The sequence below is a fragment of the Streptomyces sp. NPDC013187 genome (genome assembly GCF_042899705.1).
GTDB lineage: Bacteria > Actinomycetota > Actinomycetes > Streptomycetales > Streptomycetaceae > Streptomyces > Streptomyces hawaiiensis_A.
This window is the reverse complement of sequence record NZ_JBIBAF010000005.1, coordinates 110228-124706: the sequence shown is the minus strand read 5'-3', so window position 1 is coordinate 124706 and position 14479 is coordinate 110228. Positions and strand designations below refer to the sequence as shown.

At 72.7% G+C, this 14479-nt stretch carries 14 protein-coding genes; 6 read left to right on the top strand and 8 right to left on the bottom strand.

Annotated elements, in window-relative coordinates; all coding sequences use genetic code 11:
* Position 1: 1 nt before the first annotated feature.
* Both efeB and efeO read right to left on the bottom strand, forming a co-directional pair.
* Positions 2–1237 (bottom strand): iron uptake transporter deferrochelatase/peroxidase subunit, encoded by a 1236-nt coding sequence (efeB, locus tag ACFY5B_RS11745; RefSeq protein ID WP_389967918.1) that lies wholly within the window; start codon positions 1235–1237, stop codon positions 2–4.
* An 11-nt stretch (positions 1238–1248) separates the two neighbouring features.
* The gene (gene efeO, locus ACFY5B_RS11740; protein WP_389967916.1) at positions 1249–2397 is read right to left on the bottom strand and encodes an iron uptake system protein EfeO; all 1149 of its coding nucleotides are present in this window, start codon (positions 2395–2397) and stop codon (positions 1249–1251) included.
* A gap of 339 nt (positions 2398–2736) precedes the next feature.
* Between efeO and ACFY5B_RS11735 the strand changes: the two genes are divergently transcribed.
* A complete protein-coding gene (locus ACFY5B_RS11735) occupies positions 2737–3381 on the top strand; it encodes a PhzF family phenazine biosynthesis protein (RefSeq protein ID WP_389967914.1) in 645 nt (214 codons plus the stop codon).
* 151 nt (positions 3382–3532) lie between these two features.
* Here the strand turns inward: ACFY5B_RS11735 and ACFY5B_RS11730 are convergent, their stop codons facing one another.
* Together ACFY5B_RS11730 and map are read right to left on the bottom strand one after the other, a co-directional pair.
* Positions 3533–4180 (bottom strand): heme oxygenase (biliverdin-producing), encoded by a 648-nt coding sequence (locus ACFY5B_RS11730; protein WP_389967912.1) that lies wholly within the window; start codon positions 4178–4180, stop codon positions 3533–3535.
* Between the two features lie 115 nt (positions 4181–4295).
* On the bottom strand, positions 4296–5153 hold the full coding sequence (map, locus tag ACFY5B_RS11725; RefSeq protein WP_352100545.1) for a type I methionyl aminopeptidase: 858 nt from the start codon (positions 5151–5153) through the stop codon (positions 4296–4298).
* A 58-nt stretch (positions 5154–5211) separates the two neighbouring features.
* Here map and ACFY5B_RS11720 point away from each other — a divergent pair, with 58 nt between their 5' ends.
* Positions 5212–5445 (top strand): hypothetical protein, encoded by a 234-nt coding sequence (locus tag ACFY5B_RS11720; RefSeq protein WP_366713345.1) that lies wholly within the window; start codon positions 5212–5214, stop codon positions 5443–5445.
* Between the two features lie 83 nt (positions 5446–5528).
* Here ACFY5B_RS11720 and ACFY5B_RS11715 read toward each other — a convergent pair whose 3' ends face one another.
* Positions 5529–6131 (bottom strand): hypothetical protein, encoded by a 603-nt coding sequence (locus ACFY5B_RS11715; RefSeq protein ID WP_389967910.1) that lies wholly within the window; start codon positions 6129–6131, stop codon positions 5529–5531.
* A gap of 310 nt (positions 6132–6441) precedes the next feature.
* On the opposite strand from ACFY5B_RS11715, the gene npdG reads away from it, so the two are divergent.
* Both npdG and ACFY5B_RS11705 read left to right on the top strand, forming a co-directional pair.
* Positions 6442–7161, top strand: coding sequence for an NADPH-dependent F420 reductase (gene npdG / locus ACFY5B_RS11710; protein ID WP_389967908.1), 720 nt, complete (start codon positions 6442–6444; stop codon positions 7159–7161).
* A 72-nt stretch (positions 7162–7233) separates the two neighbouring features.
* Positions 7234–7413, top strand: coding sequence for a hypothetical protein (locus ACFY5B_RS11705; RefSeq protein ID WP_389967906.1), 180 nt, complete (start codon positions 7234–7236; stop codon positions 7411–7413).
* A 9-nt stretch (positions 7414–7422) separates the two neighbouring features.
* Here the strand turns inward: ACFY5B_RS11705 and ACFY5B_RS11700 are convergent, their stop codons facing one another.
* Complete coding sequence (locus ACFY5B_RS11700) at positions 7423–8223, bottom strand: site-2 protease family protein (protein WP_389967904.1); 801 nt, start codon at positions 8221–8223, stop codon at positions 7423–7425.
* Between the two features lie 104 nt (positions 8224–8327).
* Between ACFY5B_RS11700 and ACFY5B_RS11695 the strand changes: the two genes are divergently transcribed.
* On the top strand, positions 8328–9041 hold the full coding sequence (locus tag ACFY5B_RS11695) for a DUF6578 domain-containing protein (protein WP_389967902.1): 714 nt from the start codon (positions 8328–8330) through the stop codon (positions 9039–9041).
* A gap of 240 nt (positions 9042–9281) precedes the next feature.
* Positions 9282–12560 carry a BTAD domain-containing putative transcriptional regulator gene (locus tag ACFY5B_RS11690; RefSeq protein WP_389967901.1) on the top strand — a complete coding sequence of 1093 codons (3279 nt, stop codon included), beginning with the start codon at positions 9282–9284 and terminating at the stop codon, positions 12558–12560.
* A 20-nt stretch (positions 12561–12580) separates the two neighbouring features.
* Here the strand turns inward: ACFY5B_RS11690 and ACFY5B_RS11685 are convergent, their stop codons facing one another.
* Positions 12581–13396 carry an ABC transporter permease gene (locus ACFY5B_RS11685; RefSeq protein WP_389967900.1) on the bottom strand — a complete coding sequence of 272 codons (816 nt, stop codon included), beginning with the start codon at positions 13394–13396 and terminating at the stop codon, positions 12581–12583.
* Entirely contained in the window at positions 13393–14412 is a 1020-nt protein-coding gene (locus ACFY5B_RS11680; protein WP_389967899.1) for an ATP-binding cassette domain-containing protein, read from the bottom strand. Before ACFY5B_RS11680 ends, ACFY5B_RS11685 begins: the two co-directional genes overlap by 4 nt.
* Positions 14413–14479 lie beyond the last annotated feature (67 nt).

Genomic DNA, 14479 nt, shown 5'->3' with positions numbered 1-14479 from the left:
CTCAGGCCTCCTTGGAGAACAGCGTGCGGCCCCACCAGTCGTCCTTGTCGCGGACGCCCGGCGGGACGGCGAACAGGGCCGAACCGACGTGCTGGATGTACTCGTTGAGCGCGTCCGCGGCCAGACTGCGCTGGATCGGGATGAAGCCCTTGCGGACGTCGCGCTGGTAGGCCAGGAAGAACAGGCCCGCGTCCAGGCGGCCGAGGCCGTCCGTGCCGTCGGTGAAGGAGTAGCCGCGGCGCAGGATCGTCGCCCCGTGGTTGCTGTCGGGGTGCGCGAGCCGGACGTGCGCGTCGGGCTTCATCGCCTTCAGGAACGGCTCGTCGCGCTCCTTGGCCTTGCCGACCGGGGCGCCCTCGCCCTTGTCGCGGCCGAAGATGTCCTCCTGCTCCTGCAGCGAGGTGCGGTCCCAGGTCTCGATGTGCATGCGGATGCGACGGGCCACCAGGTAGCTGCCGCCCGCCATCCAGGCCGGTTCGTCCTTCTCGTCCACCCAGACGAACTTCTTCAGGCGGTCCGTCTCCGTGCCCGCGATGTTGCGGGTGCCGTCCTTGAAGCCCATCAGGTTGCGCGGCGTCTGCGCCTCGGGCGTGGTGGAGGAGGTCTTGCCGAAGCCGAGCTGCGACCAGCGGATGACGACCTTGCCGAAGCCGATGCGGGCCAGGTTGCGAACGGCGTGCACGGCGACCTGGGGGTCGTCGGCGCAGGCCTGGATGCACAGGTCGCCGCCGCTGCGGTTCTTGTCCAGGTTGTCGCCCGCGAACTTCGGCAGGTCGACCAGGGCCTCCGGGCGCCGGTCCGTGAGGCCGAACTTCCCGAACAGGGAGGGGCCGAAGCCGATCGTGAGGGTCAGGCGGGAGGGCTTCAGGCCGAGCGCCTCACCGGTGTCGTCCGGCGGCGCCTCGGCCAGGCCGCCGAACGCGCCCTCGCCGACGGCGTGTCCGGCCGTCATGCGCCGGGCGGCCGCCGTCCAGTCCTTCAGCAGCTGGACGAAGGCCTCGCGGTCGTCGGTCGTCACGTCGAACGCGGCGAAGTGCAGGCGGTCCTGCACCGGGGTGGCGATGCCCGCCTGGTGCGCGCCGTGGAAGGCGATCGCCGACCCGGCCGGTTCGGTGTCGTCCTCGGTACGGGCCATCGCCACAGCGCCGCCCGCCGCCGCCGCGCCGAGCGCCAGGCCCGCCCCGCCCCAGCCGAGCAGGGAACGGCGGCTGGGGGAGGAGGAGTTGCTGTCCGTCATCGGGGCCTCCGCTACTTGACCACGGCCGCGGCGAGCTTCGACAGCGGCTCCGCCAGGGCGTTGACCGCGTCCGAGAGCTCCTTGCGGTCGGCCTTGCCGACCTTGTCGTAGGAGGTGAAGTCGTACGACGTCGTGTTCGGGCGGTACTGGTCGAGCAGCTTGTCCAGGGCCGCGAACTGCTCGTCGAGTTCGGTGACCAGGGCCGCGTCGTTCTCCTTGGCGACCGGCTTCAGCAGGTCGTAGGACTTCTGCGCGCCCTCGACGTTGGCCTTGAAGTCGACCAGGTCGGTGTGCGAGTAGCGCTCCTCCTCGCCGGTGACCTTGCCGGTGGCGACCTCGTCGAGGAGCTCCTTGGCGCCGTTGGCCATGGAGGTGGGGGTGATCTCGGCCTTGCCGACCCGGTTCTGCCAGTCCTTCAAGTCCTTGATCAGCAGGTCGGCGAGGTCCTTCTCGCGGGTGCCGATCTTCTTGTCCTGCCAGAGGGCCTTCTCCAGGCGGTGCCAGCCGGTCCAGTCGGTGGCCGGGTCCTGGCCGTCCTCCAGGCCGTCCTCGCGGACGTCGACCTTGGGGTCGATGTCGCCGAACGACTCGGCGACCGGCTCGGTGCGCTCCCAGCCGATGCGGGAGGGGGCGTAGGCCTTCTTCGCCGCCTCGATGTCACCGTCCTTGACGGCCTTCGCGAACGCCTCGGCCTTCGGCAGGGTCTCGTCGGCCTGCGCCTGCGCGTAGGCGCGGTAGGCGGCGACGGCCTTGTCCAGGCGCGGATCGCGCTTGACGGCCTTGCCGCCGGTGGCCTTGACGGCCTGGCGGATGCCGTCGCCCTTCATGCCGGGCTTGCAGGCGATCTGGTAGTCGCCGGCCTTCACCTCGGCGGTGACCCGCTGCTTGGTGCCGGGGCCTATGTTCTCCCGCTCGGTGACCACGCGGTCGTCGGGGAAGAGGACGTAGACCTCGGTGACCTTGGAGCCCTTGTTCTCGACGGCCAGCTCGACGTGCCCGGCCGGGAACTCCTTCTTCGACACCTGGCACTTGTCGTCGGTCGCCGTCACGTTGATCACGTGGTCGCCGTCCTTGGCGTCGCTCTTCTCGGTGCAGCCGGTGACGGCGGCGAGGGCCGCCGCGGCGGCGATGACGACGGAAGCGGGACGGGCGGGTCGCATGTGGGCTCCAGGAGAGAGGAAGGTGAGGCTCACCTAAGGGCACATAAGGATTACTTAAGTGGCTCAAAATCGCCCCCATGATCGGGTCAAGGGAAGGTCAAAGGTCGCGTTTCGATGGCTCGCGGCCCCCTGCCTGCCCCGACACGACCGGCGCACAGGAGCGGGGCCCGGTGCGCATGGGCTGCGACGAGTGCCGGACCACACACCATCCCGCCTCAACGCCACCGGCGCGCACCCCTTGACCCCGGGCGTGCGCCGGCCCGGCCCGGCCCGGTTGGGCGCGATCATGCCGCATCACGAGGATGTCTGATCGTGTCGGGCGATGTTTGAATTCCCCTCGTGACTGATTACGACGTGCTCCGCGTCTTCTGCGGGCCCAACGGTGGATACGGCAACGAGCTCGGGGTCGTGCGCGAGGGTTCCGTGATGCCGGAGCGGGACGAGCGGCAGGCGTTCGCGGCGAAAGTCGGGTTCAGCGAGACCGTGTTCGTCGACGACCCCGAGCGCGGGGTGATCGACATCTACACGCCCACCCTGCGGCTGCCCTTCGCCGGGCATCCCTGTGTCGGGACGGCATGGCTGCTCGACGTTCCCGAACTGGTGACGCCCGCCGGAGTGGCCGGGGCCCGGCAGGACGGGGAGTTCTGCTGGATCGAGGCCCGGGCGGAGTGGGTGCCGCCGCGGACGCTGCGGCAGTACGGCGGCGCCGCCGAGGTCGACGACCTGGCCGTGCCGCCGCCGGGGGAGTGGGTGTACGCCTGGGCCTGGGAGGACGAGCCGGCCGGGCGGATCCGGGCCCGAGCCTTCCCCGGCCGGGGCGACGGCATCGACGAGGACGAGGCGACGGGGGCCGCCGCCCTGCTGCTCACCGACCGGCTGGGCCGGGCCCTCAACATCACCCAGGGCGCGGGCTCACAGATCCTCACCGCGCCCCAGCCGGGCGGATGGACCGAGGTCGGCGGGCGGGTCCACCTCGAACGCTGAGCCGCACGGACCGCGCCCCAGGGGAAGGGGGCGGGCGGTGAAGGGGCTCTCCGGGGCGTGACCGGGCACCGACGGCCCGGTCGGCGCCCGAGCACGCATTCTCCCGAGCCGGAAGCGGGCCCCTCGCCGCGCGCGAAGGGGCCCCGCCCGCTCACGCCGTGAGTGGGAACTCCGCACCCAGCGCCTCGAACATCCCGTTGTTCAGCCCGTACGCCCGCTTGCACTCGGCCACGACCCGCTGCCGCTCCAGCTCGTCACCGGGCAGCGCGTCCAGCAGCGCGCAGTAAGTCCGCTTGAAGGCGGCCGGGTTGGGGATCCCCTCGAAGACGTAGAAGCGCACCCCGTCGCCCTTCCTCGGGAAGCCCCACGTCCTCTCGGCCGTGTCGCGGATGATCTGCCCGCCGGAGAGGTCACCCATGTAGCGGGTGTAGTGGTGGGCGACGTAACCGGCCGGCCAGGTGCGGGCGCACGCGCTGATCCGCTCCGCGTACTCCAGGGTGGCCGGCAGCGCAGTGACCGTCGTCCGCCAGCCGGGGCCGCGCAGATGCTCCAGGTCCTGCTCCAGTGCCGTCATGCGGAACAGCTCAGGACGGACGAACGGGCCGGCCACCGGGTCCGCGGCCAGTCGCCGGGCGCCGGACTCCAGCGCCCCGTACACGAACCACAGCTGCTCGGTGTAGCGCGCGAACGCGTCGACCCCCAGCTTGCGTCCCAGCAGATCGCCGATGAAGGTCGAGCCCCTGACCTCCTCGTGCTGCTCGCGGGAAGCCGTCCGAAGGAGCGTCGAGAAGGATTCCATGCGCACACTTTTCCCGACGCGGTGTCGGTAAAAACCTCCGACGGGAAGGGAACGGCCCGCCCTCTACGGGAGAGCGGGCCGTGCAGGGGTGTGGGGGCGCGGGTGGGGTGCGGGGCTACGGCAGCGTGAGGATCTCCGCGCCCGAGTCCGTCACCACCAGCGTGTGCTCGAACTGGGCCGTCCGCTTCCGGTCCTTCGTCACGACCGTCCAGCCGTCGTCCCACATGTCGTACTCGTGCGTGCCCAGCGTCAGCATCGGCTCGATCGTGAACGTCATGCCGGGCTGGATGACCGTCGTCGCGTGCGGGCTGTCGTAGTGCGGGATGATCAGGCCCGAGTGGAACGACGAGTTGATGCCGTGCCCGGTGAAGTCCCGGACCACCCCGTAGCCGAAGCGCTTGGCGTACGACTCGATGACCCGGCCGATGATGTTGATCTGCCGGCCCGGCTTGACCGCCTTGATCGCCCGCTCCAGGGACTCCCGGGTCCGCTCGACCAGCAGCCGCGACTCCTCGTCGACGTCACCCACGAGATAGGTGGCGTTGTTGTCGCCGTGCACACCGCCGATGTACGCCGTCACGTCGAGGTTGACGATGTCGCCGTCGCGCAGGACCGTCGAGTCCGGGATGCCGTGGCAGATGACCTCGTTGACGCTCGTGCACAGCGACTTGGGGAAGCCGCGGTAGCCCAGCGTCGAGGGGTAGGCGCCGTGGTCGCACATGTACTCGTGCGCCGCCTTGTCCAGCTCGTCCGTGGTCACCCCGGGGGCGATCAGCTTCGCGGCCTCCGCCATCGCCCGGGCCGCGATCCGGCCGGCCACGCGCATCGCCTCGATCGTCTCGGGCGTCTGCACCTCCGGTCCGGTGTACGGCGTCGGCGCGGGCTTGCCGACGTACTCGGGGCGACGGATGTTTCCGGGCACGGAACGGATGGGGGACAGCTCCCCCGGGACGAGCAGCGACTGGCCAGACATGCCAGCGAGTCTAACCAGCGGCCATGGGGGAACATGACGATGGCGAGAGGAGCTGGTCATGGCCCTGTTCAAGAAGCGCACGGTCGGCAAGCCGGGTGAGTGGTACTACTGCCTGGAGCACAAGAAGGTCGAGGAGGGGCCGGAGTGCCCCAACAAGGACCGGTTCGGGCCGTACGCCTCCCGCACGGAGGCCGAACACGCGATGGCGACCGCCCGCGAGCGCAACCTCCAGTGGGAGAACGACCCCAAGTGGCACGACGCACCGGCGGGCAGCCGCGACGAAGAGAGCTGATCCCACCGGCGCCCGGGGCCGCGCGCCCCGGGCGTTCGTGATGTGCCGGGCGCCCGCGAGGCCGGCCGGGGGACGCCCGGAGGTCACCAGCGGGCCGGTGGCGGTGCCGTCAGGTGCTCCGCCAGTCGCGCCACCCGGTCCCGCAGCCGGCGCCGCCCCCTCGGGGTGGGCAGGGCGTTCTCCCCGGCCGCCGCGCTGACCAGGTGCTGCACCGTGTCGAGGTCCAGCTCCGAGCCGTCGGGGACGGCCAGGGTCTCGTGCGCCATGGACGGCAACTCGCCCGGGCCGGGGCCCAGGGCCAGGACCGTCGCACCGGCGCGACGGGCGTCGGACACCCGCTCCAGGAGTGGCGCGGCGGGCCCCTCGGGGGCGACCACCAGCAGCGTTTCGCCCCGCCGGGCCGCCTCCAGCCGGCCCAGACCGACCGCCAGGTGCGCCGGATCGCAGGGGCGCGCGTCGTGCCGTACCAGTGTCGGGGTCAGCTCCGGCGTGCCCGACCAGGCGGCCTCGTCCACCAGGTGCGCGGCCAGATGCCACGGCTCGTACTCCCGCGTGCCGACGAGCAGCAGCCCGCCCCCGTGCGACACCACCGAGCCGCGCAGCGCCCCGGCGAACCGCCGTGTGGCCTGGAGCCACTCCGTCCCGGCGAGCACTTCCCGCAGCAACGCGACCCGTACCGCATCCATGGGGCCGCATCCTGCCCCGAGCGGCCACTCGTGACGTCCAGTTCATTCCGCATTCGCCCGGGCCGGGGAGACCGACCGGTCACCTGTACCACCGTCGAACGACCGGTGGAGCCCGCCGAAGACCGGACCCGGCGTCCCCTCCGGCGCCGGACAGGAGGGGTACGCCGGTTTCGGGCGGGTCTGCTTCACCACCCGCGACGACGCCCCGGCGCCCGGCGCCCGCGCCCTGGTGAGAACCCTTCCGGCTGGTGCCCTTGACGCAGCCGACCTGAGCCGCACAGCGCGACGGCGCGGTCGTAGAGTCGGGGCCATGACCTCTACCGACAGTGCTGCCACCGACAACACCCAGAAGGCGCCCGCCAAGGACCCCTGGGACCTGCCCGACGTCTCCGGACTCGTGGTGGGGGTGCTCGGCGGGACCGGACCGCAGGGCAAGGGCCTGGCCTACCGGCTCGCCAAGGCCGGCCAGAAGGTGATCATCGGCTCGCGGGCCGCGGAGCGCGCCCAGGCCGCCGCCGACGAGCTCGGTCACGGCGTCGAGGGCGCCGACAACGCCGAGACCGCGCGCCGCAGCGACGTCGTGATCGTCGCCGTGCCGTGGGACGGCCACGGCAAGACCCTCGAGTCCCTGCGCGAGGAGCTGGCGGGCAAGCTCGTCGTCGACTGCGTCAACCCGCTCGGCTTCGACAAGAAGGGCGCCTACGCCCTCAAGCCCGAGGAGGGCAGCGCCGCCGAGCAGGCCGCCGCCCTGCTGCCGGACTCCCGGGTCACGGCCGCCTTCCACCACCTGTCGGCCGTGCTGCTCCAGGACCCGGAGATCGACGAGATCGACACCGATGTGATGGTGCTCGGCGAGGTGCGGGCGGACGTGGAGATCGTCCAGGCCCTCGCCGGTCGCATCCCCGGGATGCGCGGTGTCTTCGCCGGGCGGCTGCGCAACGCCCACCAGGTGGAGTCGCTGGTGGCCAACCTGATCTCCGTCAACCGCCGCTACAAGGCGCACGCGGGGCTCCGCGTCACCGACGTGTGAGCCGGTGAGACGCATGGGGGACACTGGACGGCATCAGCAGTGCCGCAGTGTCCCCCGACAGGAGTCGACCCCATGCCCCGCCTCGCCCTCTATGCCCTGATCGTCTGCGTCCTGTCCGTGGCCGCGGCCGTGGTCTCCTTCGTGGAGGGCAGCTGGCTGGGGATCGTGTGGGTGCTGCTCGCCGGACTTTCGTCGAACATGGCCTGGTACTACCTGAAGCGCGCCAGGGCGCAGAGGTCGGTCACGCACTGACCGCTTTCGTCACGGGGCCGCCTGGCAGAACTCGTTCGAGCCCTGCCAGAAGCGGTACAGCTCCTGACCGCAGTAAGTCTCGAAGTCGCTGATCCCGAGGGACTTCAGGATCGTGTCGATCACGTCGAAGAAGACGCCGTTCACCGCCGGCAGCCACAGCAGCGCGAACACGAACAGCAGGCCGAACGGCGCGAACGGCTCCACCTGGCGGCGGATGCCGTACGACAGCCAGGGCTCGATCACGCCGTAACCGTCCAGCCCGGGCACCGGCAGGAAGTTCAGCAGCGCGGCCGTCACCTGGAGCAGCGCGAGGAAGGCCAGCGCGAACCGGAAGTCGTTCGGCACGCCGTCCAGCGCGTCCAGCCAGAACGGGGCGGTGCAGACGACGGCGAACAGCACGTTCGTCAGCGGACCCGCCGCCGAGATGAGACTGTGCTTCCAGCGCCCCTGGATCCGCCCCCGCTCGATGAACACGGCACCGCCGGGCAGGCCGATCCCGCCCATGATCACGAAGATCACCGGCAGCACGATGCTGAGCAGCGCGTGCGTGTACTTCAGCGGGTTCAGGGTCAGGTAGCCCTTCTCACCGACCGAGATGTCGCCGCTGTGCAGGGCGGTGCGGGCGTGCGCGTACTCGTGCAGGCACAGCGACACGATCCACGCCGCCGTCACGAACAGGAACACGGCGACGCCGGGCTGCTCGGCGAACCCGGTCCAGGTCGCCCATCCCGTGACCGCCGTCACGGCGAGGATGCCGACGAACACGGGGCTGATCCGCCGCTCGCTGTGGCGGGTGGTGGCGGTGGTCATGGGGCTCCCTGCACTCATCGACACGGGGTGGGACGGCCCGACGGTACCGGGCGCAGGTGAAAAACGTCTCGCGCGGGGCGGTCGGTTCCGGGGAGGGTGGGGGAATGGGGCTGTGGCACGTGTACTACGAGGACTGGCAGATGGAGTGCTGCGGCACGATCTTCTCGGTGGGCGACGAGGTGAGCTGGCCGCTGCTGCTGGTGGACCCGGACACCGTGCTGGGCGGCGGCTGGTACGACCAGCTCACCGAGGTGGCCGGGCCCGTGGAGGACGTGGGCGGGGTGCGGATGGTGCGGGAGGAGTCCGGCCTGCCGGTGGCACTGGGAGCGGACCCCGACGCCGAGGATGACCTGCGCCCGGAACCGGGGAGCCCGACCCGGTCGGCCGGGCTGCTGTCCGTCGAGCGGCACGGCGCGAAGTGGCCCGAGGCCGGCGGGCTGGTGCGGGCCGTGCAGGTGCTGACCCAGACCTGGGCCGAGACCGCGCCCGGATCGCGCTCCTACGAGCCGGTGGCGGGGGAGCGCGGGCTGCGGCTGGTGGACCGGTGCCCGACGTGGTTCAAGGAGACCGAGGCGGAGCGGGCGGCCGACGGGCGGGGGCGGCGCTCGCGCGAGTCGGGGCTGGTGGTGACCCTGGACGTGCCGGACACGGACTCCCCGCTCTCCCAGGCCGTCCGCGAGGCACGGGGCCTTTCCCAGGACGCGGAACCCGGCGCGGAGACCCGCGGCATCCCGGCGGCGGACCTGACGGCCCTGTTGGAGCGCCTGAGCAGGCCGGGGAGACGAGGCCGCCCGGACACCGCGCGCCGTGGAGCCTGAGGCCCCCGGGCCGGGCCCGCGGCCCCGGCCGGTGGCGGTGCCCGGTGCTGCCGGGTGTGGTGCCTTCGTACCGGCTTGCGAGCGCCCTGTGGGGCCTGAGGCTCACCGGCCGGGCCCGCCGCCCCGGCCGGGGGTGTTGCCTGGTGCTGCCGAGCGTGGAGACTCCGCACCGGCCCGCGAACGCCCCGCCGTGCCGTCGATCGCCGTGACCGCCCCCGTACCAACGGAGACAATGAGCCCGTGCAGTACCGCATCCTCGGCACCACGCAGGCGCTCCGCGACGACGGGACGGCCCTTCCGATCGGCGGGGCGCGGCTGCGCGCGCTGCTGACCGTGCTCGCGTTGCGGGCCGGACGAACCGTGCCCGCCGGGCTGCTCGTCGACGAGGTGTGGGGCGGGCAGCCGCCCGCCGACGCGCCGGGGGCGCTGCAGGCGCTGGTCGGACGGCTGCGCAGGACCCTCGGCGCGGACGCGGTCGCCTCTGTCGAGGGCGGGTACCGGCTCACCGCCCCGCCCGACGACGTCGACCTGCACCGGTTCGAGCGGCTGGCCGGCGAGGGGCTGCGGGCGCTGTCCGACAGCGACCCCGCCAAGGCCGCCGTGGTCCTCGACGACGCCCTCGCCCTGTGGCGCGGCCCGGCCCTCGCCGACCTGCCCGACCGCACCGCCGAGGCGGCCCGCCGGGACACCCGCCGCCTGGACGTGCTGCGCGCACGCCACACCGCCGCCCTCGCTCTCGGCCAGGCCGAGCAGTCCCTGCCGGAACTGACCGCCCTGTGCGACGGGCATCCCCTGGACGAGCCGCTGCAGGCCCTGCGGCTGCGCGCCCTGCGGGACGCCGGCCGTGCGGCGGAGGCACTGGACGCCTACGAGGACGTGCGGCGCCTCCTCGCCGACCGCCTCGGCGCCGACCCGGGGCCGGAACTCCGGTCCCTGCACGCGGAGTTGCTTCGCCTCGGCGACACCCCCGCACCCCTGCCCGCGGCCGAGGGGCCGGGCAGGTCCGCCGGGAATCTCCGGGCCCGCCTCACCTCCTTCATCGGCCGGGAAACCGACATCGAGACCATCCGCGGGGATCTCGCGACAGCCCGGCTGGTCACCCTGCTCGGGCCCGGCGGCGCCGGGAAGACCCGCCTGTCGCAGGAGGCCGCCGAGTCCGTGCGCGAGGCCATGCCCGGCGGCGTGTGGCTGGCCGAACTCGCCCCGGTCGACGACCCCGCCGCCGTCCCCGAGGCCGTGCTCACCGCCCTCGGCGCCCGCGAGACCGTGCTGTACGGCGCGGGCGCCGAGGGCATCCGCGCGGCCGTCGCCGACCGGCTCGACGATCCCGTCGAGCGGCTCGCCGAGCACTGCTCCCGGCCCCGCATGCTGCTGATCCTCGACAACTGCGAGCACGTCGCCGACGCCGCCGCCCGCCTCGCCGAGGAGCTGCTGGCACGCTGCCCCGACCTCACCGTCCTGGCCACCAGCCGTGAACCGCTCGGCGTGCCGGGGGAGTTGCTGCGCCCGGTGGAGCCGCTGCCCGAGCCGGTCGCGCTGCGGCTGCTCGCCGACCGGGGCGCGGCGGCCCGGCCCGGATTCCGCACCGAGGACGACCCCGGGGCGTGCGCCGAGATCTGCCGGCGCCTCGACGGCCTGCCGCTGGCCATCGAACTGGCCGCCGCCCGCCTGCGGATGCTCACCCCCCGCCAGATCGCCGACCGGCTCGACGACCGCTTCCGTCTCCTCACCTCCGGCAGTCGCACGGTCCTGCCCCGCCAGCAGACCCTCAGAGCCGTCGTCGACTGGTCCTGGGACCTGCTCGACGAGGACGAACGGGACGTCCTGCGGCGGCTGTCGGTGTTCGCCGGCGGCTGTGACCTGCCCGCCGCCGAGGCGGTGTGCGGACCGGCCGCCCTGGAGGCGCTCGCCTCCCTCGTCGACCGCTCCCTGGTCGTGGCCGCCCCGCCCGGCGATTGCGCCGACGGGGAGATGCGCTACCGGCTCCTGGAGACGGTCGCCGAGTACGCCGCCGAACGGCTGGACGAGTCGGGGCAGCGCGCCGACGCCGAGCGCGCCCACCTGACGTACTTCCGCGAACTCGCCCGCACCACGGACCCGTTGCTGCGCGGCGCCGGCCAGCTCGCCGCCGTCCACCGGCTGGAGCGCGAGTACGAGAACCTGCGGATCGCCCTGCGCCACGCCGTGGTCCTGCGCGACGAGCAGGAGGCCCTGTGCCTGGTGCTGTCCCTCGTCTGGTACTGGCAGATGCGCGACCTGCGCGTCGAGGCCCGCACCTGGTGCCGCGAGGTCATGGCGCTCGGCCCCGACCCCTTCACCGAGCCCGTCCGTCCCGCCACCGCGGTGTGGGAGCGCTGCACCGACGCCCCGCCCCCGATGACCGGCGAGGTGCTGTGGGAGGCCCGGCGCGGCATCCACCTCGCCCATCTGGCCTGCATGGACACCGAGCTGGACGCCTGGCAGAACGACCGGTCCCAGCAGAAGCTGCGGACCATCGCCGCCACCTACGAGCCCGGTCTTCCGCAGAACTGCCGGATGCCCGGCCTGCTCTGGTTCTTCGCCGTGATGCTGACCGGCGACATGGACCGGCTGCGCGTCATCATGGACGTCTTCATCCAGACCTGCCGCGACACCCCCGGCTTCGACTGGGAGCTGGCCTCCGGCCTGCAGATGCGGGCCAACTTCACCGCCAACCGCTCCGACTGGGCGGGCGACGCCGCCCGGGACGCCGACGAGGCGCTGGAGATCTTCCGGCGCCTCGGTGACGCCTGGGGCACCGCGGAGGCGCTCTCCGCCCGCGCCGAGGCCCACGAACGCAAGGGCCACTACGCCCTGGCCGCCGCCGACTACGAGGCGGCCATCGCCCACGCCGAGCGCCTCGGCGCCCGCGCCCAGGCGGCGGTGCTCAGCGCCCGGCTGGGCAGCGCGCTGCTGGAGGCGGGTGACGGCGAGCGGGGTGAGCGGCTGCTGCGCGAGGTGATCGCCCAGCGCGAGGACTCGCACAGCGAGGCCATGCCCGCCGCCCGGCTGTTCCTCGCCGGCCGGCTCGGCACGACGGGCCGCTTCGCCGAGGCCCGCGAGCAACTGCGGCGGCTGCGCCAGGACTTCCGGATCGCCGACTTCGTCGTCTTCGACGCGTTCATCCTCGGCGCGGAGGCCTGGCTGGACGCCGTCGAGGAACGCTACGACGAGTGCCTGGAGCGGGTCCGCAGGGCACTGGAGCGTGCCGCCGACCCGCTGTCGGCGGCCATCGCACCCTATATGCGCGCCGTGTACCTGACCGTCGGGGCCGGAGCCCTGGCCGCCCACGAGGGCGGGCGCCGCGCCGCGGACGCGGCCCGCTGCCTCGGCGCCGCCGACGCCCTGCTGCCGCCCGGCCACGTCTCCCCACGGCAGGAGCGCGAGGCCCGCGAGCGGGCGGAACGAAGGGCGCGTGCGGTCCTCGGCGACCGGGCGTACGAGACCGCGTACGCGCAGGGCGGCGGCCTCTCCCCCGAGGAGGCCGCCGCCCTACTGTGACGCGTACCGGGCGCGTCCGGTCAGCTCTTCGTGCGGAACTTGTGGATCGCGATCGGCGCCATCACGGCCGTGATGGCCACCGACCAGCCGAGCGTCACCCACAGGTCGTGGGCGACGGGTCCGCCCACCATCAGACCGCGCGCGGCGTCCGCGAGCGTGGACAGCGGGTTGTAGTCGGTGAAGGCCTGCAGCCAGCCCGGCATCGACGTGGTCGGCGCGAAGATCGACGAGCCGAACTGCAGCGGGAAGAGCACCAGGAAGCCCATCGCCTGCACGGACTGCGCGTTCTTCAGGATCACGCCCAGGGTGAGGAACACCCACATGATCGACGAGGCGAACGCCGTGGACAGGGCCACGGTCGCGAACAGCCCCGGCCAGTTCGTGATCTCGAACCCGACGGCCACGGCGACGATCATCAGCACGGCGGTCGCGAACAGCATCCGCAGCAGCTCCACCGAGATCTTCGCGAACAGCACCGAACCGCGCCCGATGGGCAGGGACCGGAAGCGGTCCATGACACCGGAGTTGAAGTCCTGGCTGAAGCCGGTGCCGACGCCCTGGGACAGCGTCATGCTCATCATCGCGATCATGCCCGGGATCACGTACTGCACGTACCGGTCCTGCCCGCCGCCCAGCGCCTGCCCGATCGAGCCGCCGAAGACGAACACGAACAGCAGGGTGAAGATGACCGGCATCAGCAGTGCGTCGGCCATCGACTCCGGGTCCTTGCGGATCCACAGCAGGTTGCGGCGGATCAGGGCCCCGGTGTGGCGCAGATGGCCGCGCAGCGGGATACGGGCGTCCGCGGCGGCGTCGTTCACGGTGACGGCGCTCATACGGCGGCCTCCTGAAGGTCTTCGGCGGGCACGGCGTCCTGCGGGGCACTGGCACGGTGGCCGGTGAGGGACAGGAACACCTCGTCCAGGCTGGGCAGTTCGGTGGTGAGGGAGGAGAGCGTGATACCGCGCGCGGTGACCGCGCCGACCACGGCCGTCAGCTGCTCGTCGCTGAGGATCGGCACGAGGACGTCACCCCGTTCGGTGTCGACGGTCGTGGTGGCGAGCCCGGTGATCCCCAGCTCGTCCAGCGCGCCGGCGAGCGGCCGCAGGTGGGCGGGGTCGGCCGGGCGGATCCGCAGCGCCCGGCCGCCGACCTTCGCCTTCAGCGCCTCGATCGCACCCCCCGCGATGACCTGGCCGCGGTCGACGACCGTCAGCTCGGAGGCGAGCTGCTCGGCCTCCTCCATGTACTGGGTGGTGAGCAGCACGGTGACCCCTTCGCCGACCATGCGCTTCACCTCGTCCCACACCTCGTTGCGGGTGCGGGGGTCGAGGCCGGTGGTCGGCTCGTCGAGGAAGAGCACGGCCGGCCGGCCGATCATCGACGCGGCCAGGTCCAGCCGCCGCCGCATCCCCCCGGAGTACGTCGCCGCCGGCCGCTTGGCCGCCTCGGTCAGCGAGAAGCGCTCCAGCAGCCCGTCGGCACGGGCCCGGGCCTCCTTGCGGGGCAGATCGAGCAGCCGCCCGATCATGTACAGGTTCTCCCAGCCCGAGAGCTTCTCGTCCACGGACGCGTACTGGCCCGTGAGTCCTATCACCCGCCGTAGTTGCCGCGGCTGCCGTACGGCGTCGTACCCGGCCACCGTGGCCTGCCCGGAGTCGGGCGCCAGCAGGGTGGACAGGATCCGCACGAGGGTCGTCTTCCCGGCCCCGTTCGGCCCGAGCACCCCCATCACGGTGCCCTCCCGCACCTCCAGGTCGACCCCGTCCAGAGCCTTGGTCTCCCCGTAGTGCTTCACCAGCCCCCGCACGGTCACAGCGGCGCCGCTGGTCTGCGTGTCGATTCGCGTCATGAGACAGACGCTCTCAGGCCCCACCGACAAACCACCGACAAGCCGCCGACACCTGTGTCGGTGGTCC

What these genes read in the sequence shown, in the direction of transcription:
- efeB (WP_389967918.1), bottom strand. Translation starts at nt 1,237, where the DNA reads ATGACGGACAGCAACTCCTCCTCCCCCAGCCGCCGTTCCCTGCTCGGC.
- efeO (WP_389967916.1), bottom strand. Translation starts at nt 2,397, where the DNA reads ATGCGACCCGCCCGTCCCGCTTCCGTCGTCATCGCCGCCGCGGCGGCC.
- ACFY5B_RS11730 (WP_389967912.1), bottom strand. Translation starts at nt 4,180, where the DNA reads ATGGAATCCTTCTCGACGCTCCTTCGGACGGCTTCCCGCGAGCAGCAC.
- map (WP_352100545.1), bottom strand. Translation starts at nt 5,153, where the DNA reads ATGTCTGGCCAGTCGCTGCTCGTCCCGGGGGAGCTGTCCCCCATCCGT.
- ACFY5B_RS11720 (WP_366713345.1), top strand. Translation starts at nt 5,212, where the DNA reads ATGGCCCTGTTCAAGAAGCGCACGGTCGGCAAGCCGGGTGAGTGGTAC.
- ACFY5B_RS11715 (WP_389967910.1), bottom strand. Translation starts at nt 6,131, where the DNA reads ATGGATGCGGTACGGGTCGCGTTGCTGCGGGAAGTGCTCGCCGGGACG.
- npdG (WP_389967908.1), top strand. Translation starts at nt 6,442, where the DNA reads ATGACCTCTACCGACAGTGCTGCCACCGACAACACCCAGAAGGCGCCC.
- ACFY5B_RS11705 (WP_389967906.1), top strand. Translation starts at nt 7,234, where the DNA reads ATGCCCCGCCTCGCCCTCTATGCCCTGATCGTCTGCGTCCTGTCCGTG.
- ACFY5B_RS11700 (WP_389967904.1), bottom strand. Translation starts at nt 8,223, where the DNA reads ATGACCACCGCCACCACCCGCCACAGCGAGCGGCGGATCAGCCCCGTG.
- ACFY5B_RS11695 (WP_389967902.1), top strand. Translation starts at nt 8,328, where the DNA reads ATGGGGCTGTGGCACGTGTACTACGAGGACTGGCAGATGGAGTGCTGC.
- ACFY5B_RS11685 (WP_389967900.1), bottom strand. Translation starts at nt 13,396, where the DNA reads ATGAGCGCCGTCACCGTGAACGACGCCGCCGCGGACGCCCGTATCCCG.
- ACFY5B_RS11680 (WP_389967899.1), bottom strand. Translation starts at nt 14,412, where the DNA reads ATGACGCGAATCGACACGCAGACCAGCGGCGCCGCTGTGACCGTGCGG.